We start from the raw sequence: 22,254 nt of genomic DNA on the forward strand, positions 1-22,254 counted from the left end.
GAACATCCTTAAGCCATAATTTTAGACTTCTCCTCTGTCACCAACCACTTTAACTCTTCCCCATTAAGGTATCGTTTTAATTCCTCTAACATATATGCACCCATCCGCTGGCATTCGGATGACATAGAACCACCAATATGTGGAGTTAAAATCACATTATCCATTTCATAAAGAGGAGACCCTGCTATAGGAGGTTCTGGATATGTCACATCTAAGATCGCATAAAGATCCGCACGTTTTTTTAGTATATCGATCATTTCATTTTCTCGAACAATCGCTCCTCTAGAAGTATTGATAAAGGTTGCATTTTCTTTCATAGATGCAAAATGTTGTCCTGTAATCATTCCCTCAGTCTCTTTTAGCCACGGTGTATGCATCGAGACAACGTCTGCCTGTTTGAAAACTTCCTCTAAACTACATAATTCAACATTTAATTGGCTAGCTTCTTCCTTTGAAACATAGGGGTCATAGGCAATCACTTGTAGATCAAATTGTTGTAATTTTTCTACCATTTTTCTGCCAATCATCCCTAAAGAAATAAGTCCTACAGTAGAACCATAGGCTCCAGGAACATTTGACTTTTTACCGTATTTTTTTAGTTTTTTTGTCTCCATTACAAAATGCCATCCACGCTTTAAAGAAAATAATATTTGCGATAGCGCATATTCCACAACAGGTACACTGTTTGCTGCATAAGCGGTTGTGATTTGAATATCCCGTTTCCAAAACTCCTCTGTTACCATATATTTAATCGATCCCGCGCCATAAAAGATCGCTTTTAAATTAGGGGCCGCTGCTAAGAAATCCTTATCTAAACGTGGACCACCCCAACCCGAAAAAATAATATCCGCTTTTTCCAATAAGACAGGGTTCTCGCGAATCGTCTCCCTTGTTTGCGGTGGAGCATAGATGTCAACATATTGGCTAATTTCTTCATATGTACTACCATAGATCAAATCAACATCATCTAAAATAAATAATCCTTGTAACATTCTATCGCCCGCTTTCTTTTAAATGAGAAATAGAGAGAGGATTCCCCCCCTCACTCCCATATCTTATACATATTCCAAATAACGCTCTTTCATCAATGCTAGAACTTCATCCCCTGGCTGATCCCAGATCTTTTGATTAAAAATTTCCACTTCAATAGGGCCCGTATATCCAGCTTCTTCTACTGCTAAACGAATCGGCTTAAAATCAATCACACCGTCTCCCATCATTCCTCTTCCCATTAATAAATCGGGAACCGGGACCAGCCAATCAGAAACATGATAGCCTAAAATCCTCCCTTTCGCACGTGAAATTTGTTGAAAAAGGGCAGGGTCCCACCATACATGGAAGACATCTACAATTACGCCTACTTCATCTGGGGAATATTTTTCTGCTAGATCATTCGCATGTTCCAACGAAACAATCACAGATCTCTCCGCCGCATACATCGGGTGAAGTGCTTCTATCCCTAATTTCACTCCGCGCTCCTTGGCATAAGGAACAAGTTGTTCAATTCCCTCGGCAACCATTTTCCGTGCAGAAATTAAATCTTTATCGGGAGCAGGCCCGCAAACTAATACCAGCACGTCTGCACCTAACTCAGCCGCTTCATCAACAGCCCTGCGGTTATCTTCTATTCTTTTTTGTCTCTCCTCTTTTGTTGCAGCAGGAAACATTCCACCTCGACAAATACTGGAAACATTGATCCCTGCATCTTGAATAATTCTTTTACTTTGCTTTAACCCGATCTCTTCAATTTTATGACGCCATAAAGCAATCCAAGGAACTTCCGCACGTGCACATCCCTCAACTGCTTCTTGCAAACTCCAAGGGTCTGTTGTAATTTGGTTCAAGCTTAATCTTTCAATATTTTGCAATGTGCTCATATTCTTCCTCCTAAACGATTCCCGATAATTCTGTGACAATCTTCATTCTTTTGACAGCTAGATCTGGGTCAGTTAGTAAACCCGCTTGGTCTGCTAAGACAAACAGTTCAGATAAATGAAGCAAAGATCTTGAACCTTCTGCTCCGCCAATCATTCGAAAATGAGATTGATGTCCATTTAAATAAGCCATAAATACAATGCCCGTCTTATACGCATAAGTCGGCGCTTGGAAAATATGTCTTGATAAAGGAACAGTCTTTTCTAGCAGTTGATGATAGGTTGGCAAGTCGCCTTCATCCAACGCATGTAAAGCTGCAGAAGCGGCTGGGGCAATCGCATCAAAAATGCCTAGTAATGCATCACTATGGCCGAATTCATCTCCTTGAATAAGGCGAGCATAGTTGAAATCATCCCCCGTGTACATTCGGACTCCTTCCGGAAGCTTACGTCTCATCGTGATTTCCTTTTCTTCATCTAATAAAGAGATTTTAATGCCATCTACCTTATCAGCGTTCGCTTTGATAATGTCCAAAACGACATCCATAGCTTGGTCTATATCCGAATGGCCCCAATAGCCAGCCAAAGCAGGATCAAACATATCTCCCAACCAGTGGAGAATAACAGGTTGAGAAACGCTTTTTAAAATATGTGAATACACTCGTTCATAGTCTTCCGGCCCTTTAGCACAGGAGGCAAGCGCACGACTTGCCATCAAGATGATTTGTCCCCCGGCAGATTCAACAAATTCACATTGTTCCACATAGGCCTGTATGCAATCATCTACTGTCACCGTTTTCCCAGGTAATAAATGATCCGTACCTGCCCCACAAGCAATAAGCCCATTGACCGCTTTTGCTTCTGCAACCGATCGTAATATTAGCTCTTTCGCCATTTCCCAGTTGAGCCCCATTCCTCTTTGGGCTGTATCCATAGCTTCCGCAACACCTAATCCAAGTGACCAAAGATGATGTCGATAGGCTAGGGTTCCTTCCCAATCGATTTGCGCATTGTTCAATGGATCCGTATTGGCAAACGGATCACAAACCACATGTGCTGCCGAAAAAGCTATTCTACTTTGGAACGGCTTATCGGGAATGACAAAGGATGAAGCCCTAGCTGGTTCATATATATATAAAGTACCATCAGCTTTCGGTAATTGTAATGAAACCATTTATATCCCCCTTTAAATAGATAGTTTCGGAACGGTTATCCAGCGTCTTTCTTCTGAAGATTTCAAACCAAGATCAGACAATTGTGTTCCTTTTGCACCTTCTAACAAATCCCATGGAAACACTTCGTCTACTACAACATGTTTTAAAAATTGCTCCCATTGGATTTTAAAAGCATTTTCAAACGCTTGATTACCTGGCACTTCCTCCCATTGTTCTAAAAAGTTAAATGGATTTTCAATATCAGGGTTCCAAACTGGTTTTGGTGTGTTGACACGATGTTGAGTCTTACAATCTCTCAATCCAGCAACCGCACTTCCTTTTGTACCATCGACTTGGATTGTTAATAAGTCATCTCGATTCACTCTTACAGCCCAAGAAGAATTGACTTGTGCAATAATGCCGCCTTCAAGTTCGAACGTCGCATAGGCCGCATCATCTGCCGTACATTCATATTCTTTCCCTTCCTCATCAATCCTTTTAGGGATATGTGTGGTCGCATAAGCAGATACGGCTGTGACATTACCAAACAAGTTGTCCAGAACATAACGCCAATGAGCAAACATATCGACAACCATGCCGCCCCCATCTTCTTTACGATAATTCCAGGATGGACGTTGGGCTTCCTGCCAATCTCCTTCAAACACCCAGTACCCAAATTCCATGCGGACGGACAAAATTTCTCCAAAAAATCCAGAATCAATTAATCTCTTTAATTTCAATAACCCTGGCAAAAACAACTTATCTTGAACTACCCCATTTTTAACGCCCGCTTCTTTTGCAAGCTTTGCCAATTCTAGTGATCCTTCTAGACTTGTCGCTGTTGGCTTCTCACAATATATGTGTTTTCCGGCTGCAATCGCTTGTTTAATCGCTTCTGCACGACGGACTGTTGTTTGCGCATCGAAATAGATGATGTCATCGGGATTAGCAAGACATGCATCAAGATCAGTACTAAAGCGTTCTATTCCATAGGTATCCGCAAGCTTTTTTAGTTTTTCCTCATTACGCCCAACTAAAATCGGATCCGGCATAATAACATCACCGTTATGTAATGGAACACCACCTTGCTTGCGAATGGCTACGATCGACCGAATTAAATGCTGATTGGTGCCCATTCTTCCTGTTACACCATTCATAATGATTCCAATATTATGCTTCACATAAATCCCATCCTTCTTTTGGTTAATTTCCTTTAGTTTAACCGTTTTCAAAGTATACTTCTTATGAAAATAGGAAAAGGATTCTTAATTTCGGAACTGTTTTGCTAACGATTATGGTAAACTTTAACTACGTTATATTCGTTCAAGGAGAGAAAAGAATGACATTGAGAAAAATGCTGTTGCCTGAATGGGGGGCATACCTTTATGAAAGCAGGCATAAAGCAGGGGACAGGGTAAACATCCATCATCATGATAATCATCAAATTTTGTATGCGATTGAAGGAGAAGGGATTATTTCCATTGATCATCAAGAGTATCGCATTTCACAGGATCAAGGGGCCTTCCTAGCACCTTATTCACCGCATTCCATATACTCTCAGACAAGCTTAACTCTACTTGTTTTGGCCTTTGATATTGATTCATTAGCTAGTTTTGGCAACCATGAGCTTCAGCGCAACTTTTTTCATTCATCTCGTTTTTTCAATCCCGACCTAATAGCAAGTAGTGAACTGAGACAATTATTAAGAAAGATGATTTACGAACAAACAAGCAAAGATTCTTTATCTGGATGGGCTCTAAAAATCCATTTATTACATATTTTACTAACCCTTATGCGATTTATAGAAAGATCAAGGATCCTCGATAAAAATAGCTTACGCACCGAGACAATCAAAAATTATATCGATACACATTACTATGAACCGATTACTGCTAATGATATTGCAGACAAATTAGGAATTAGTACCCGGTATGTCAATACGATTTTTAAAGAAACCTATCAAAAAACACCGATGCAATATTTAATGGAAGTTCGTATTGAAAGGGCCAAAAAGTTATTGAGTGAAACAGATAAAGAAATTATCACCATTTGTTTTGAGGTTGGCTATGAAACATTATCAACCTTTTACCGAACATTTAAAAACGAAACAAATATGTCACCAAAGCAATATCGTGATATGCGGGGGAAGAATAACAAAATAAAAAAAGAGTGAAAGCGGAAATTCAGACTTTCACTCTTTCTATAAATCTGAGTTTTTGAAGAAATGTTTTTTCCACCAAGTACAGTCCTGCTTTTTTTATTCGCCCTTTGACGATTGTTTGAAAATCACAAAATTGTTATCCATATATATTAAAAGGTGCTCATTCATAAGTATCAAATAAGCTTCTCACTTTCAGTTGTTTCTTGAACTCCTCCAATGTCAGTGGACAAGAGATACTTTCCTTCTTTATCTCTACCTTCTTAATCTTTCCCACTGTTAAATCAAAGATATTATCACTGAAGATAGCATCATTATTTGTTAAATCGAGCTCTACAAATTTAGCAAAGGAATTGCAGCTTAGTTCAATGGTGAAAGTATCCTCTAACTCATAGATTTCAGTCATGATCTCTGGATTCTGAAAATCAAAATGTTTTGCTTTCACAAATAAAGTCGTTCCCTCACTAATCACACGTCCCGCAACCTCAAGTTGGTAGAAAAAATAGACAGATGACTGATTCTTTTTATCGATTACATCCCCAAAATCCAAATCAACTATTTTTCGAGTTGAAAGTTGTTCAACCGAAACCACTAATCCATCTTCTTTCAGTACCTCTGCTTCGCGTGTTAACAATTTCCAAGACAGTTGCCCATCCACATGATCCATTGTGTCATTGGAAACATGCAGTTCTATCTTTGTTCCCTCATCGCAGGCGGAAGCTAAGATCGGTGCGTAAAACCGTCTAGCCATATATTGTGTTGCCTTCCAACGATTGAAATAATCAATACTTGCCCAAGAAGCAACTGGCCAACAATCATTCAATTGCCAAATCAACGCTCCTAGACATCTGCCCCGATTCCTTCGCCAATGCTCAACACCATAGCGCATCCCTTCTGCTTGAACCAATTGGGAGGCATATAATAAGGAGTCAAAATTCTTTGGATATTTAAAATTGTCGCCTACATAATGTAGAATTTTTTCATTCCCAGTTCCGTCCTTTTGGTGAGATTCCATTACGCGTGAGAAAATATTGCGATCTTCTGGTAAAGTAAAGCTTGCAACCGTTTTAAGACTTGGAAAAGATTGAATCCCAAATTCAGAATTGAAGCGTGGATAAATTTTCCGATATTCCGTTAATGGCTTGCGACCATGCCAAACATCCCAATAGTGCATATCTCCAACCTTTTCACTATCCGGCTCTTGAAAGAAACCGCCAGAAGATGGGGATGACACCCAGTAAGACGTATTCGGATCCAAGGATTTCGTTAACTCAGGTAAAAACACCTCAAAATGCTTGAGATAGTCCGCCTGCATTTTGGCACCATAGCGCTCTCCCCAGCCCCAATAGGCCCACAAGGTTTCCATTTCATTATTCCCACACCATAAACCTAGGCAAGCATGGTGACGAATTCTTTTCACATTATCAATCGTTTCTTGACGGATATTTTCCTTGAATGCATCATTAAATTCGTACGCTCGGCAAGCATAAAGATGATCCTGCCATACAATCAATCCATATTGGTCACAAAGATCAAAAAAGTAATCATCGGGATAATGACCACCGCCCCAGACACGAATCATATTGTAATTAGCTTCGGCACAACTCTTAATTAATTGTTTCGTCTTATCATAGTTTAGTCTTCCGAGTACACTATCTTCTGGGATATAATCTGCTCCCATTGAAAAGATCGTTTTCCCATTCACTTCAAAACCAAAGCTCTTGCCCCATTGATCTTTTTCTTGTTTGAGGGTAATGATCCGTAAGCCAATCTTACACTCATGTACGTCAACAACCTGATCTCCATGAAGTAAATCAACTTGCACTTGATAAAGAGGTTGTTCCCCTAAATTGTTTGGCCACCATAATTGTGGATTGTGAATCGACAAGTTCACATGTTCCTCCAATTGGTCTGTATCGATTCTACTTTGGAATCGTTCACCATCTGGCGCTGTTACGGTTACAAGGAATCCGAGCTTGTTCTCACACCATTTTTGCACACCCAGTCTAATATCAAGATCCACTTGGTTGTCGAGATGGGTTTGTGTGACATACACATCATCGATGCGCGCTTTTTCATAACCGTCAAGCGAAAGCTTTCGCCATATCCCCATATCACCGAGTTTTGGCCCCCAGTCCCAACCATACATGCATAATGCTTTACGCAGACGAGTAATACCTGGTTTATCATCGGGAATTTTTTCATTAAATAATTCTTTATCCTTGGCGTCAATAAAATTCGTTGCTGATTTAATTAAAATATAGAGTTGGTTTTCTCCAACAACGAGTTGATCTTTTACATCGACTTCATAGGTGCGATGCATATTCTCCGCGTGCAATACACATTGTTCATTGATCAACACATCGCATAACGTATCAAGCCCTTCACACCGAAGGATAAGCTTGTCGTGCTGCAATAATTCTTCCGCTACATTGAAGTTATATTTATATTCATAATCATATTTCGACAGTTCAAAGGCTTCATATTCATTATCTCGAAAAAAGGGATCTTCCATTTTCTCAGCATCCAATAAATCTTTAAACACAGATCCCGGAACCGTGGCCTCAATCCATTCGCTTTCGTCTTTTCTTTTCATTTTCCATTGCCCACTCAAATCTAATAGTTGCATTGGAGCATCTCCTCGCTTTATTCATCATGAAGTTAAGATTTAAAAAAGGATTGAATGGGCTGGTTGTCTAATCTAGTTTCAACCCTATCAACCAGCAAACTCGTACTCTTTTTTACCTTTTTCTGCTATTCATCAGGTCATGGTAAGAAATCGAAGAGCCCTCCATACTGTTATGGTCGATCACGAGATCCCCCTCTTGTGTATGAAGGATGGCTTTATCGACTAATGGCTTATTTCTGATATATTCTGTTTTCCCAGGACATACGGAATAGAGGCCGATCGTAGCAAGTATATACCAAGCTGATAAACTTCCATTGTCTTCATCACCAGGATAACCATCAACACCACTGCTAAATCCTTCTTTGGCAATCTTGGCAACCCAATGATCGGTTTTATCCTGTACACCCGTCATCGCATACAACCAAGGTAAATGGAAGCTTGGCTGATTGGAAATCGCGCATTGGCCAAAATCAGCATTGGTCATTTCGGTCATTTCATGAATTTCATGGTTATAAGCGCCCACATCATAAAGCGGTGGACTATGAAACAATTCGTCTAGTTTTTCTTCAAATTGTTTTTCTCCACCATATAAAGCGATTAACCCATCAATATCATGGAAGACGCCAAAGGAATTTTGCCATGGCCCGCCTTCACAATACTCACCGCCCCAAGCATATGGATTAAATTCAGCCGCCATTTTCCCTTCCGTATCCTTGCCACGCATAAATCCACTTTCAGGATCAAATAGATTTTTATAATTCTTCGCAGACTGGTAATAGCGTGCCGCCACTTCCTCTTCACCTAATAGCTTGGCCACTTGGGCAATGCAAAAATCACCATAGGCATAATCCAATGTATGATTGACACTTTCATGATACTTATCTCTCGGAATATAACCATATTTAAGATAATCGGCCGTACCATGGCGTCCATGCGGACTATTTTTCACCTCTTGCTCCGCGTGCTTTAACATGCCTGCAAAAGCATCTTGAAGCAAATCACCACTAATAATTCCTTTCACCGCTGCATCAGCAATCACTCCATCGATTAGCGTTCCCGGCATGGCGCCGACATCACCGGGACAAGGCCATTTTGGCAACCAGCCACTGTCTTTATAAAAGTTGACATAGCCTTGCACCATTTCTTGATATTGATCAGGAAAAATTAAGGCATATAAAGGATAGACGGAACGATATGTATCCCAAAAACCACTATCCGTATATAACACACCCGCTCTCACTTTTCCATCATGTGGACAATAATGAAAGGGTTGCTGATCTTGATCATATTCATGAAAACGATGAGGAAATAGACAGATCCGATACATACACGAATAAAACGTGTTTAATTGTTCTTGATCATCTGTTTCAATCTCTATTTTACCCAGCAATTCTTCCCATTCTGTTTGCGCCTCTAGTCGTACTTGGTTAAAAGACTTTCCTTTTAGTTCCTGTTCTAGATTCAGGATCGCTTGTTCCATACTAATAAAAGAAATCGCCATACGCACAGTCACTTCATCTTGGCAATCAAGTGCAATACTGGCGCCATCTTCGCCATTTATACTATCATCAAGATTGATGCCACAATCAACTTGCATCACATAATACATCGCATAGTTCTCAGCAGGGCTAAAGTTCATCGCTGTTGTATAACCCTTGATCAGTCCTGTTTGTGGATCGATTTCACATGTAAAGCCATCTTTGACAGGAAATAATCCTAGTCGTGGTTGTGCCTGTGAATGAAAGTTCAAACGAATACATGCCCCTCTTGTAGTCGGAGTCAACTCCAACCTCGTTTGATACCGTAAAAAATCAATGTTCATGTAATCTGGCTGCAAAATACTCGCTTCTGGCTTATAACCCGACCATCTTTCCTCCACATTAATAAATGGCTTTCCACTCTGTGGCATGATGACGATATTGCCATAATCGCGAATCCATGGGCTTGGTTGATGTGTGAGACGAACCCCTTCAATGCCGCGGTCATCTGGATCATAAAACCAACCCTCTTGTTCACTGCTTGTTTGTGGAGAAAAGCCCGCCATTGCCCAAGGACGCTGTGTAAACGGCACCGTATTCCCGTTGGAATATCTACGGTTCGATTTCGTCCCCATCCTAATATTGACATAATCGATTAAACTCATGGCTTCCGCCTCCTGAAAAACATTTATTGTATAAAAAATACACGCTAGCTGATTCTAGCTCCTATTTTGCTATAAATATTCAGCTGTTAATAAACGGTTGGTGTTACTGGTCTTTCCAATAATGGCCATCCTGTTTTTGTGGAAATAAATTGGGCAAGTTCTGTCCCCATCCGATAATGTGTCTGCACACTAGGATGGAATCCTCCGCCCCATCCTTCTACTTCTGGGTGAATCAATCCTAAATCAACACAGAATACTTTGTCATTCCCTTGTTCATTGAAATAGGAAACAACTTTTTGTACACTGGCTAAGTAATTATTATTCATTGTCCCTACACAGCAGAAGACATAAGCATCTGGATATTGGCTAAGGATCGTTTCAACATAATCGATATAGGTAGAAATATATTTTTCATCATCAATCGGCGTGGAATAATCATTCTGTCCAAGATTAATGATCACCCCATCCGCCTGATATTTTGAAAAATCCCATGCTACTGTTCCCTGGCCTAAAGTGGCATGGAAATGAGCTGGTAAGCCATTGATATTGCCCATCGCATCCTGTAAAACACCAATCCCAGAAATAGCGAGTGTGTGATATTCGGCGTTTAACAGCCTTGCGCTAATGCCGACATAGGACATAAATCCATCATCTAAATGGGGCGCATCGGTTACTTCATGCGGATGCAAATTACCACAGCCATTAGTGATCGAATCCCCATGGTATTCCAATTTAAGTTTTTTAACCTCTGGAGGTGAGAAAAACTCTCCACCATTTGGCAGCGAAAAATCGAGATACTTGAAGCGCCCATATAAGATTTCAGTCCTCTTATGAATTTCAAGCGTATGAATCTCTTGCTCATCCAGCCCTTGTTGAAGTACGTATTCATGTGTTCCTTTTTGCAATTGAATCCAATTACGAGCGATGCCATCTAAGATAATTTCAACATAATCTGTTCCCGTTGAATCCTCGACTGTCATGCGAATTTCACTGCCCTTAAATCGTAAAAACACCGCACTATTCACCCAGCCACATTCAGGCTTAGCGGGATCTGTTTGATCAAATCTGCCCATAAAACGAACATGTTGTTGAAAATTAAAAACCATGTCCTCACGTCTTTCTGTCTTTATTTTTTCATTTCTTGGGAAATGAGCTTGTGATAATCATATCTACGGAAGCCAATTCCCTATTCAATCGTTCTTTCGACGATTTCCCCAAAGCCAGCAAAAGGATAGTCGATCGTCACTTTTCCTTCTTCCGTGTCACTAAGACCACTGTAAAGATCCACTTTTCCATCTTCTCTCATGACAATCCCAGAAGTAAAAGCACAATCATCTAAATGAGCTTTTTTCGCTGGACCTTCTGGATAGCAGGGACGGGTGGCGATAATTTTCTCATCAAGTACTTGCTGCGTAGTAGGATCAAAGACAAAGGCCGTATTCATATAAACGGTTTGCAGCTCGCCATTATCCACATGGTCGTTATAACATTTATGTGCAAGCACACCGATATGGCCGCTCGATAATAAATAACATTGGTTACAGCCGCCCCATTCATCATCATCAAATAATCCTGGAATAATTGAGGCGTTTTCAATCACTTCAGCATTTAAATCTTCTAAATGATCGATAGTTGTAAATCCAATCACAGATTCACTGCCATATTTTTTACGAATTTCCCCATTTCGCGGCCGCGAAAAAACACCGATTTGATTATTCGCTAATTGAACAAGGCGAATATCTTTCATATAGTCAGGACCCGTTGTGAAATAATACAAATCATCTAGTTGATGACCACGATAGAAATAACCATAAAATGTATCTAGTTTTCCTTGACTATTACGTACATGGGTCCCACCTAAAACAAGTTCTCCATGAATAATCGCGATATAAGGATCCTCTAACTGATAAATCATCGAATTGCTTACAACCGTCCACTCATCCTGTCCTGTTTGTTCAAAGAGACGCACCCAAGATCTAGCCCATTCCTTTCTTCTTTCCACTCTACCAAAAAGATAGTTTTTACTCTGGTAAGAAAAAGGTATCGATGTATTGTACACATCGTATCCATCTACACCATGAAATGTCAGTGTACTCTGTTGATAAATCGTCTTTGTTGCTTCAAACTGCTTGCGTTTTTCTGCTAAACTCATGTTATCCCACCTTGTTTTATCGATTTCTTGACCAATCATAGCCAACCGCATTCAAGAACGCACGAGCAATCACCATATGCCCTGTCATATTAGGATGAACACGATCTGCGGCAAATTCTCCTGAATAATAGTATGTTAGCATTTTATTAAACTCTGCTTGAATATCAATAAGGATAGCGTCCTCTTGTTCAGCAATGCGTTTCACCACTGCTCCATACTGATCCATTTTCTTTCTCATTGCGTCATCGACATTAGCTTCAATCAAAAACGGTGTCATTATCACTAGCCCTTTTATACTTGGTTTTGCCTGTTCAACGAGCTCTGATAAGGTTTGTTCATATTCCTCTAGGTCAATATGTGATTCGGTAATTTTCGGCTCATCAAAAAAGCGCCATACATCATTGATGCCAATCATAATCGAAAGCCAATCCGGTTTTAGATCGATGACATCTGTTTGCCACCGTTGTTTTAAATCTCGCACCGTGTTGCCACTTGTTCCCATATTAATACAACGAATAGCCAATTCTGGATACGATAATTGCAATAAAGCATCCACTAAGGAAACATAGCCTTTCCCGATTCCTTGAAAAATCCCTTCTCCATACGGATGTCGACGCTCACAATCTGTGATCGAATCGCCAATCATCACAAGTTTACTCCCTTTTTCTAACTTCATCGTATTCACCTCTACTATTTTCTTGTCATTTTTTATCTATAGGAGGATACAGCTATTTTTGCTGCCGTCCTTGAAAAGCCGTCCCTTATTTCACTTGGCACAAGCGAATTGTTGACAAGCCAAAACCACTAAGTGTGATCTCTCCTGCAACCCCACCTTCGCTTTGTTGTTCGACTGGGAAAGCCCCTTTATAGACACCATCCAATTCTACTGTTTCTGCTTTTTCTATATCAGCGCTGACAATTAACGTACATGTCTTAGGCTCAGAACCAGAATTAAACAGACGAACGAGGACATCTTCGCCATCTCGTAAAAGAGTGGTTACTTCAATAGCAGGGTCACTCACTTGCAATAATGAGTACGATTGATCCGCTAATGGAGCATAGACTGGTATCAGTGGTTCTGCCCAACGTGCATATTGTTGCGGAATGCCCGCTTTGTCCCATCGTTCACTGTGAGGAATGAGCGAATAGTTGATTTCTTTATGTCCTTCCAGCGGACGTTTTCCCCACCAAAATCCGCCTTCCCAACCCCATCCTAAAGTAAGTGCTAAAGGCTCATCTTGAGCATGAGAATAGCTAGTCGTGTGATCCGAGAAAACTGCCAATCCACAATCTTGTTGCTCATCATATAAATCAAGCCAATCAAGCAGGATCGTATGCTTGATTTCATCCCAACGTGTAAAATGGGTATCTTGATGGCGACTTTCTGTTACATCAAAAGCTGAATGTTTATAAAGTTTCGTTGAGTTCAAAGCGGCTGGAAATAACGCTCTTAATTTATATTGATCATTATGATGGGATTTGCGCCGTTCTGTCGTTCTATTTTCTGGTTCAATATCCCATGGATCCCCGATCCATGTCTGCTCTTTGTAATCAAACTGAACATGAAAATCTATATTTGGTTGATCTTTGATTACGGTAATTGCTGTAAGAACATCAACATTCGCTATTTTACCTTTCATCTCAACAGTAGCACGAACAGGGCCATTTTCCGTAACATGTATTTCTACAGGTGATTCCTTACTGCTTACCCAGCGTTCTTCGTCAATAAAATAACCCGTATACTCATTAAAGCCTGCACCTAGATCGCCAACAAATTCCTTATCAGCCACTTTGTCATACAGTTTCGTGATCACACCACCACATTTTGGATCAAGTTCAATTTCATAGCGATCCGTTACAATCTTAACGGCGTTTTCATCCACTTGAATCATTTGATTGGCTGTAGACATCGGCTCTTGCTGTGGCGTAATCGCAAATGAACGATAACCCATAGCTGGAATCTTCGCTTCAAATAATAGCTTACCAGCATTAACCGTTTTATCTTCACGGTAAGTTCTTGTTGGAACTATTTGACTAACAATCTCTTCTCCTTGTTGATCCGTCACACGAACTGACTCTGTCCCCATTGGTGTTGGGATTTCAATTTCAACAATGTCATAGCGATCAACAGCAGATGAATTAAATACTTGAATGCCTACGTCTGCAGTCGAAATATCGGTACTAAATGTGGCCACAGCTTGCTCAACAATCTCGTTTGCGATTGTTTCTGCATTAAAACTTTGCACACCCGCTTGCCAAGCCCAATTTCGTCTTCCAATTTGTGTCGTTGCACAAATCCATGCATCATGATGCTGGGATAGAAGTAATTCATCCCACGCTTCGCGAAACTTCTCATACGGATAATCCAAGCCGCACGTGACACTAGCGAGAACGGCCATTTTTTCTGCTTGGATCATTTTATTTTCCGCAGATCGCACTTCTCGGGTCATTTTTTGCAGGGTGCCTTCTCCCCAAGGAAGAGTGCATCTTATATCTTCTTGAGAAAACGCCCACTGATGCACAGGCTCATCGACAATTTCTTCAAAATATTCTCTCCAAGTCACATACTGAACCTCTTTATTTTCCATTTTCGGTTGCGCCGGCCACCCTAAATCTTGCAAAAAGCTACCAATCGGATGGGAGATGCCCTGATTGAAACTCTTATTGACAAAGTCCTCTTCCATATGCGCGGCTTCTGTCTCCCAACAATTGACAAGCTCCTCTGTTTCATAGCGTGGGACACAAGGAATCGCCGACCCATCAGGCCCCACCCAAAGAACGATTTCATGTGGATTTGTGGCTGCATATCCGCCCCAGGCTGTACCGGGGTTCTTCAGAACAGCCCGCTTATAACCTAGCGATAGTAGAATCTGTGGAAATGAGCTACTCCAGCACGGTTCTTGTGTGGCATAGGTGTCAACAATTGTCTCTGGAAAATGCTCTTGAATGATCGCCTTTCCCCGTATCAAATGCCTGATATTACTTTCGCCGCCAATCACCCAACCAAAGGGCTGTGCAAAACTTCCTGCAAGCATTTCTACCCTTGCCTGATTGCTGTTATCTTTTAAGTACGTTTGGAGAGCTTGGTAAGATTTTGGGTCTGTTTTTTTTAACACTTCCCAAGAAATCGGTTCAATGTCCAAACCAATTTTCCAATCAGGGTTGTTCGCCATTTTACTTAACACATCTGCCCAAGAACCTAGAGGCATATGGCCTTTCACACCACCATGATAACCATCTACAAAATACGCCTTTTTTGTCATATTCCTGCTCACCTCTTTTTCATATTTTAACTAAACAAATGAACAACATCCGTAAAACTCTATTCGAGTGGAACAATTAACCCTTGATTGATCCAATCATCACTCCTTTGACAAAGTGCTTTTGCACAAATGGATAGACGAGTAGAATCGGAATGGTCACAACAACAATCGATGCCATCTGCACAGTGAATGTTGAAATATTGGGCTGATAACTAACAGAAACACCTTGCTTCGCCATCACATCCGCTGTGTTGGTAATGATATCATTTAACACTGTTTGTAGTTGCCACTTGCTTTTATCTGTTATATAGAGAATCGTTGAGAAAAAGTCATCCCAATACATCACCGCTGTAAATAGACCGATAGTGACAAGTACCGGTTTGGATACAGGCAGGATGATACGGAAAAAGACGCTTAAATCGTTCGCACCATCAATTTTAGCTGATTCTTCCAACTCATTTGGAATCCCTCTGAAAAATCCAAGCATCACAAAAATATTCCATGCCCCAATCGCGTTCGGCAAAATTAATGCCCAATACGTATCAAGCATATTCAAATTTTTAATTAACAAATAAGTCGGCACCATGCCTCCATTAAATAACATCGTGAACAGGATGAAAAAAGAAAGCAATCGTTTACCTCTTAGGTGCGACTTAGAAAGAGTATAGGCCATCCCTGCGGAAAAGAAGACACCAATCGCCACACCCGCAATCACTGTAATCAACGTTGTTTTAAAACCGGAAAGCAGTGATGAATTATTAAACACCACTTGATAGGCTTCTATTGAAAAACCAGCCGGTGTTAAGAAAAATCCGCCTTGTTCAGCTTTAACCGCATCACTAAATGACCCCATGATAATATACCAAAACGGATAAAGCATCACGAGCATTAGCAATGTTAAAAAGATGTAATTACATATATCGAAGATTTTTTCTCCTTTTGTCTGATTAACCATTTTTCAATCCTCCTACCATAGTCCTCCATCTCCAAATTTGCTAGCTATTTTGTTGGCTGTGACAATAAGGATCACCGCAACCACAGATTGAAACAGACCTGCTGCCGTGGCAAAACTATAATTAGCACTTTGAATTCCTTCACGATATACGTACGTATCGATCACATCACCGACATCGTAAACAAGTGGACTGTAAAGCAGATAGATTTGTTGGAAGCCTGCATTTAAAATCCCGCCCAGACTTAAAATGACTAAGATAATAATGACCGGCCGAATTGCTGGCAAGGTAATATGCCACATTCTTCTAAAACGATTAGCACCGTCCATAATCGCCGCTTCATAAAGTTCAGGACTCACACCAGAAATAGCTGCTAAGTAAATGATCGTTCCCCAACCGACTCCTTTATAAACATCTGTAGAAACAAGCACAGCTCGAAAATGATCCGCACTACCAAGAAAATCGATCGGCGCACCGCCAAACAATTTAAGGACGTAATTAAACAGACCATCGACTGGATTCAAAAAGGCTGTAATGATTCCTACAAAAACAACCCAAGAAATAAAGTGTGGTAAGTAAATCACCGATTGAGTGATACGTTTAAATGCCATATGTCTCACTTCATTTAAAAGCAAAGACAAAATAATCGGGAAAACAAAACTAGCAACTAATTTATAAAAACTTATTACCAATGTATTCCATAAAACCTGTTTAAAATCTGGTGTCTGGAATAATCGTATAAAATGATCGAAACCGACCCATTCACTCCCAGAAACACCCGAAAATATATTAAAATCCTTAAAAGCAATTATAATCCCGTATAAGGGAAAATATTTAAACACCAACAGTAAAAGCGCACCCGGTAAGAACAATAAATAAAGATATTTATCGTGTACGATATCTTTCCAAATAGAGCGTTTCGCTAGAACGGGTACCGCAATACCCGGTTCTGTTTTTTGTTGCATCCTATCCAGCCTCCTAATAGATAATGTCTATAAATAAGGAAGGAAGGGAAAGGCAATCCCATCCTTATGATCGTATTGTTGCTTACTTATAAGGCTCGATGTTTTCTTCATACCATTGATCAAACTTTTCACGCTGCTTTTCTTGTTCTTTAAACAGCGCATTGGCTTCATCTTCTGCTGCTTGTCCACCACTTGCATAGAACTTTTCAACAAAATCATCAAAAGCGTTGACATCTTTTTTGCCGATAATAATATTCCAAAAAGTTTGATCACGTAATTTTTCAAGATCTGTACGATGTTTCTCCCATTCTGGTCGATCGGATGCTTTCAATTCAACAATCTTATCACGCATTGGTTGACTTGTTTTTTCTCTTTCGGCAAATAGTTCGGAAACTTCAGGTAAGTTCTCAATATTGGCTTCATCTCTACGGTTCATCGGCCAATGAGAACTAAGACCGCGATCACCTTTTTCGTTAGGGTTAAGTTTACTTTCCATCCCATCATCTGTTAATTCGTAATCTTCGCCTTCAACACCAAATGCAATTAATTGAAAGGTTTCAGGTGTATTCAATTCATTTAACAACTGCATCGAAATTTCAGGGTATTGATTCTGCTGTGTAAATGCTACGAAAGTCTCTGGAATCACTGGTGTCGGATAATCAGAGGCAAATCCATCTGGTCCTTTGACTGGGTCAATGGCAATATATTCCCCATCTGGATTTTGTTGCTTAAATGACTGCGTTGCTGAAGCAGATGGATTAAGATAGGCAACATACTGATACATTGAACCAGCTTTCCCTTTGGCATAAATTTCGTCCGTCAGCGTAAACGAGTCATTCGTTGGGAGCCGTGGATCAATCACACCGTCTGTATAAAGATCTTGTAAGATCTTGAGAACCTCTTTCATCTCTGGCATGGTATCCGAGAATTTAACGGTTCCATCCTCTTGTTCTAGTAAGGCTTCCACTTGTAAACCATAGGCCCCAAGGAATGGGTAAAGCGCATCCCAAAAGTTTTGTCCCGCAAAACCATATGTATCATCTTTTCCATTGCCATCGGGATCATCATGTGTAAAAGCACGTAACACCTCGATATATTCGTCTAATGTTTCAGGAATTTCCAAATCGAGGTTATCTAGCCAGTCTTTACGCAACATTGTCGTCTTCATACCCGGTTCAGCCTGACCATTTTGAAATCGATATAATGCTCCACCTTCATCCCAATAGTAAAACATAGCCTCTTTTGAGAAGTAGTTTAAAATCGACTTCCCGTGCTCTTGCAAATAAGGCGTAAGATCTTGCAGAACCCCAGCTTTAGCCCAAGTTTGATATTCATCTTCCATACTAGAAAAATTTAAAATAGCGGGCATTGTATCCTTTTCAGTCATCAGCAGATTCAATTTCGTATTTGGATCCGTTGACGGTAGGATAATCGAATTCAAGTTGAATTCTCGACCTGTCTTTTTTGTGATAATCTCTTCAAGTTGTTGTTCGGCCCATGTATCTTGATTGTCCACACTGGTGGCAATCATACTGACCTCAACGGGCCCTGACTCATCCTCATTCCCCGTATTATTACTCGAATTTTGTTTCGTGTTATTGGAGCATGCTGAACTGATAATGATCAATAATGCGAACATTGTGCACATAACCGCTTTCAATTTCACGTGAATGAACTCCTCTCATCCTTTAAATTTTTCTTTATGATTTAGTTAGATTCGAATTGCTTTGCGATAACTTAAAGACTTAACCTCTAAAATCAACTGTTCTATCCCCTTGCTCAGTTAACGATCCTGATGCGCATAGCCATGCTTGCGGGATTTCATCAGCATGTTGTTTCTCTATGACTCTATCAAAACACTCTATTTTCTATATCAACATGCCTGATAAAGTTAGAACACTAATTTAATAAATGCGATGTTTGTTCCCGGATTCTATCACCCCCTTAATTTAATAGCCACAACTTTTCTACAAAAAACTTTTTGTCCTTATCGTCCTTGTGGTAGAACCTTCTATAAGAGTTGCTGGTACAAGTTGGCTATCCGTATTAAACTTTCCATAATACATGTCCATTAATCTTTCTAAAGCCAGTCGACCAATCTTACCTTCATCTTGTTTCAAGTGGGTAAATCTCCACTCATGATCATTTATTGGGGGACTATCAAAACAGATGATAGAAATATCATTTGGTACTGATAAACCTAGCTCATCTACTGCCACTTTTGCTAAAGAAGCAATTTGATATTCCAGCGCAAATAATGCAGTAATCTTTGGATTCTTCTGAATATACTTCTTGATTTTTTCAATATCTTCTTTTCTCGGCACCTCCGGAATAGGCGATGTACTCTTAATATCCGAAAACCATAACTCCCGATTAACGACTAACTGATTCTCTGAAAAAGCGTTAACAATTCCTAATAATCGATCTTCAAGAGTTGTCGTGACATAATTATTGGACATAAGTACACCAATATGTTCATGACCATGATCTATTAAATAATTTATTCCTTTGATAGCTGCTTCTACATTATCTGTAGAAACAGCGGCCGCCGCCACACCTTTAAACGCCCGGTCAATTAAAACCAATGGAAATTGATTAACGACCATCTTAAGTATTTCAGAGGTATAATGTTGAGCTTGGGCTGGACAAACAATCAATCCAGATACCCCAAAATCTAATAATTCTTGAATAATCTTTTCTTCCCGTTCTGGAATTCCTAATGATCGTTTTAAAATAAGAAAGCATTTATCGTCAGATGCTTCCTCTAATGATGAAACGAGCGTATTACCGAAATTATCATCAAAAGTAGTCATAATTAAACCAATTACCGGTTTTCTAGATTCAACATCTCTTACTTGATTAGCAACCTGCCATTCAGCAACAAAAGTCCCTCTGCCCCGTTGACGGTACACATAACCTTCTTTCATTAGCTTTTCCAATGCCTTTTTACTCGTAATTCTACTAACATTAAAAATTTCCGATAATTCATTCTCTGATGGGACTTGATCCCCCACTTGGTACTTTGCAGATAAGATTTCTTTTTTTAATGATTCATAAACTTGCTCATACAATGATTTCATCGCACACCTCTACTTTGGTCATAAGCCGTTTTCAAATAGTGATAGCCCTTTCCCAGTTCACATCAAAATAAAGGGAAATCCCACCGCTTTTATTACCTGACACCACATTCTAAATTTCTTTCCATTCCGTCAATATAAAATTACTTTTAGCAAACCTTTGCATTTTAAAAGAAAGCCCATGCAAAATGATAGCTCACTAGAATGATATAGTTGTTACATTTATTGTATTTCTTATTATAGATGTTCTATATGTATAGGTCAATATATATTTTTCCTTTTTCTTTGCCTTTTCTATGATGATTCCCGATTCATATTTTATAAAAAAACATAATAACCGCGTCAAACCAAGTGTTACCAAACTTTACCACCTTCTTTGAGTATTTTCATAAATAGTTACGATTCAGTGAAAATAGGATTTAAAAAACTTTAGTTATATACCAACCATACCAACCTAATCTAGTCGACTTAAAATAGAACAACCTCTGTGACAATCTGATGATGTCACAGAGGTTGTTCATTGAATCTATACCATTTCATGATCGATTAGTTATTCGATCCCATCGCTTCCTTAATTTTTGCGGCTGATTTTTCATCTAGCTCACGTAAAAGTGTATTCACATCTTTTTCCGAGTCTGCCATTTCTTCTATTGCTTCGCCAACATCCACATACTCATCCCAAGTACTAATTGTTCCTTCATAAGTTGCGGACTCTGAAGTAAAAAACGCTTTACGATTCTTATCTTTATAAGCAGGTGATTCAATCGCATATTTTTCATCTAATTTTAAATCAGATAGAACAGAGCCCATTTCACCACTTTCGGAAACATGTAACTGATGTTCTTCGGAAACATATTCTTCTAATAGTTGAAAAGCTTCATCTTTATGTTCACTGTAATTCGTGATTGTCAACGTCCAGAAACTATTAAAAAGACCTACTGGATTATCTTCCCATACAGGAATAGGCACCATATCAAATGATTCTAAAACTGTTTCATCTTCAATTTGCTCTAAATAATTTCCTTGTGCAAGATACATCCCCGCTTTCCCTTCAAGGAACCAATCTCCCTCCCTTTCAGGATCATGGACATTGGGAATATTATAATACTCCTTCATCAAATCGAAATATTTCTTCAGTTCAGCATTATTTTGAATATCGGTTTCACCGGTTTCTGGATCCGTTAAGTTCACTGCGATCTCACGGAAAGGATAATCGCCAGGGCCAAATCCCGCGAAAGGACCATGTGTTAAGCCTACATATTCAACGCCATTTCTTTCTCCGGTCATCTTACCAGCGAGTTCAATCGTTTCTTCCCATGTCATCGGTTTATCAGGATCTGGGTATGGAACACCGAATAAGTCAAATATATCTTTATTGTAGTAAAGAGCGAAAAACGTTTTATTATCTGGAAATCCAACAATGGTTCCCTCATCTGATAAAGAACGAGCCGTCTTTACCAAAGTTGGATTTAATAAGTCTAGATCAAAATCATGTTTCTCTATCAATTCATCTAGTGGTTCAATCACTTCAAGTTCTTTCAACGGTTCGATTGGCCCGATGATGACATCAGGTTTGACACCTGCCGCAAACAGTTCTTGAAGATGTTCAGATGTGTTTTCATAAGAAACGGGTTCAATTTCGATATTAGGCAATCTTTCTTCCAATCTGCCAACTCTATTTTCCCAATCTTCAGCATCGTCTTCCGCATTTAAACGAGCAACTTTCAAAGTCACGGTTTCCTCTTTTTCGGCACCTTTCTCTTTATTTTTATCTGCACCGCCAGATTCCTGTGATTGACAAGCCGTTAAGATCCCTAACATGAATACCATCATGATAATCGCAAAGCGCCTTTTCATATTCATGAATATACCCCCTTATTTTATAC

16 protein-coding genes are annotated in these 22,254 nt (G+C 39.7%); 1 reads left to right on the forward strand and 15 read right to left on the reverse strand.

Annotated features, from left to right (window positions below; genetic code table 11):
• Nucleotides 1–8: 8 nt before the first annotated feature.
• The 4 genes from IPU53_RS22640 to IPU53_RS22655 all read right to left on the reverse strand — a co-directional run bounded on the left by IPU53_RS22640 (nucleotide 9) and on the right by IPU53_RS22655 (nucleotide 4,185).
• Nucleotides 9–992 carry a hydroxyacid dehydrogenase gene (locus IPU53_RS22640; protein ID WP_207453462.1) on the reverse strand — a complete coding sequence of 328 codons (984 nt, stop codon included), beginning with the start codon at nucleotides 990–992 and terminating at the stop codon, nucleotides 9–11.
• 63 nt (nucleotides 993–1,055) lie between these two features.
• Nucleotides 1,056–1,877 carry a sugar phosphate isomerase/epimerase family protein gene (locus IPU53_RS22645; protein WP_207453464.1) on the reverse strand — a complete coding sequence of 274 codons (822 nt, stop codon included), beginning with the start codon at nucleotides 1,875–1,877 and terminating at the stop codon, nucleotides 1,056–1,058.
• Between the two features lie 10 nt (nucleotides 1,878–1,887).
• Entirely contained in the window at nucleotides 1,888–3,048 is a 1,161-nt protein-coding gene (locus IPU53_RS22650; RefSeq protein WP_207453466.1) for a dihydrodipicolinate synthase family protein, read from the reverse strand.
• A gap of 12 nt (nucleotides 3,049–3,060) precedes the next feature.
• Nucleotides 3,061–4,185 carry a Gfo/Idh/MocA family protein gene (locus IPU53_RS22655; protein ID WP_207453486.1) on the reverse strand — a complete coding sequence of 375 codons (1,125 nt, stop codon included), beginning with the start codon at nucleotides 4,183–4,185 and terminating at the stop codon, nucleotides 3,061–3,063.
• Nucleotides 4,186–4,367: 182 nt separating this feature from the next.
• On the opposite strand from IPU53_RS22655, the gene IPU53_RS22660 reads away from it, so the two are divergent.
• Entirely contained in the window at nucleotides 4,368–5,201 is an 834-nt protein-coding gene (locus IPU53_RS22660) for a helix-turn-helix transcriptional regulator (RefSeq protein WP_242698518.1), read from the forward strand.
• A gap of 148 nt (nucleotides 5,202–5,349) precedes the next feature.
• Here the strand turns inward: IPU53_RS22660 and IPU53_RS22665 are convergent, their stop codons facing one another.
• From IPU53_RS22665 to IPU53_RS22715, 11 genes are all read right to left on the reverse strand, one after another.
• Nucleotides 5,350–7,815 (reverse strand): beta-mannosidase, encoded by a 2,466-nt coding sequence (locus IPU53_RS22665; protein ID WP_207453467.1) that lies wholly within the window; start codon nucleotides 7,813–7,815, stop codon nucleotides 5,350–5,352.
• Nucleotides 7,816–7,927: 112 nt separating this feature from the next.
• The gene (locus tag IPU53_RS22670; RefSeq protein ID WP_207453468.1) at nucleotides 7,928–9,958 is read right to left on the reverse strand and encodes a GH92 family glycosyl hydrolase; all 2,031 of its coding nucleotides are present in this window, start codon (nucleotides 9,956–9,958) and stop codon (nucleotides 7,928–7,930) included.
• A gap of 86 nt (nucleotides 9,959–10,044) precedes the next feature.
• The gene (locus tag IPU53_RS22675; RefSeq protein ID WP_207453469.1) at nucleotides 10,045–11,064 is read right to left on the reverse strand and encodes an SGNH/GDSL hydrolase family protein; all 1,020 of its coding nucleotides are present in this window, start codon (nucleotides 11,062–11,064) and stop codon (nucleotides 10,045–10,047) included.
• An 80-nt stretch (nucleotides 11,065–11,144) separates the two neighbouring features.
• The gene (locus IPU53_RS22680; protein WP_207453470.1) at nucleotides 11,145–12,110 is read right to left on the reverse strand and encodes a DUF1861 family protein; all 966 of its coding nucleotides are present in this window, start codon (nucleotides 12,108–12,110) and stop codon (nucleotides 11,145–11,147) included.
• A gap of 16 nt (nucleotides 12,111–12,126) precedes the next feature.
• Nucleotides 12,127–12,786: an SGNH/GDSL hydrolase family protein gene (locus tag IPU53_RS22685; RefSeq protein ID WP_207453471.1), complete on the reverse strand. Its 660-nt coding sequence runs from the start codon at nucleotides 12,784–12,786 to the stop codon at nucleotides 12,127–12,129.
• An 85-nt stretch (nucleotides 12,787–12,871) separates the two neighbouring features.
• Entirely contained in the window at nucleotides 12,872–15,373 is a 2,502-nt protein-coding gene (locus IPU53_RS22690) for a glycoside hydrolase family 38 C-terminal domain-containing protein (RefSeq protein ID WP_207453472.1), read from the reverse strand.
• Nucleotides 15,374–15,449: 76 nt separating this feature from the next.
• A complete protein-coding gene (locus IPU53_RS22695; protein WP_207453473.1) occupies nucleotides 15,450–16,328 on the reverse strand; it encodes a carbohydrate ABC transporter permease in 879 nt (292 codons plus the stop codon).
• Nucleotides 16,329–16,340: 12 nt separating this feature from the next.
• Complete coding sequence (locus IPU53_RS22700) at nucleotides 16,341–17,291, reverse strand: ABC transporter permease (RefSeq protein ID WP_207453474.1); 951 nt, start codon at nucleotides 17,289–17,291, stop codon at nucleotides 16,341–16,343.
• 82 nt (nucleotides 17,292–17,373) lie between these two features.
• A complete protein-coding gene (locus IPU53_RS22705) occupies nucleotides 17,374–18,957 on the reverse strand; it encodes an extracellular solute-binding protein (RefSeq protein ID WP_207453476.1) in 1,584 nt (527 codons plus the stop codon).
• Between the two features lie 301 nt (nucleotides 18,958–19,258).
• Nucleotides 19,259–20,371 carry a GntR family transcriptional regulator gene (locus tag IPU53_RS22710; RefSeq protein WP_207453478.1) on the reverse strand — a complete coding sequence of 371 codons (1,113 nt, stop codon included), beginning with the start codon at nucleotides 20,369–20,371 and terminating at the stop codon, nucleotides 19,259–19,261.
• Nucleotides 20,372–20,914: 543 nt separating this feature from the next.
• A complete protein-coding gene (locus IPU53_RS22715) occupies nucleotides 20,915–22,231 on the reverse strand; it encodes an ABC transporter substrate-binding protein (RefSeq protein ID WP_207453480.1) in 1,317 nt (438 codons plus the stop codon).
• Nucleotides 22,232–22,254: the final 23 nt, after the last annotated feature.

Origin of the sequence: Bacillus sp. SD088 (genome assembly GCF_017355205.1) — a bacterium.
Taxonomy (GTDB): domain Bacteria; phylum Bacillota; class Bacilli; order Bacillales; family Bacillaceae_C; genus Lederbergia.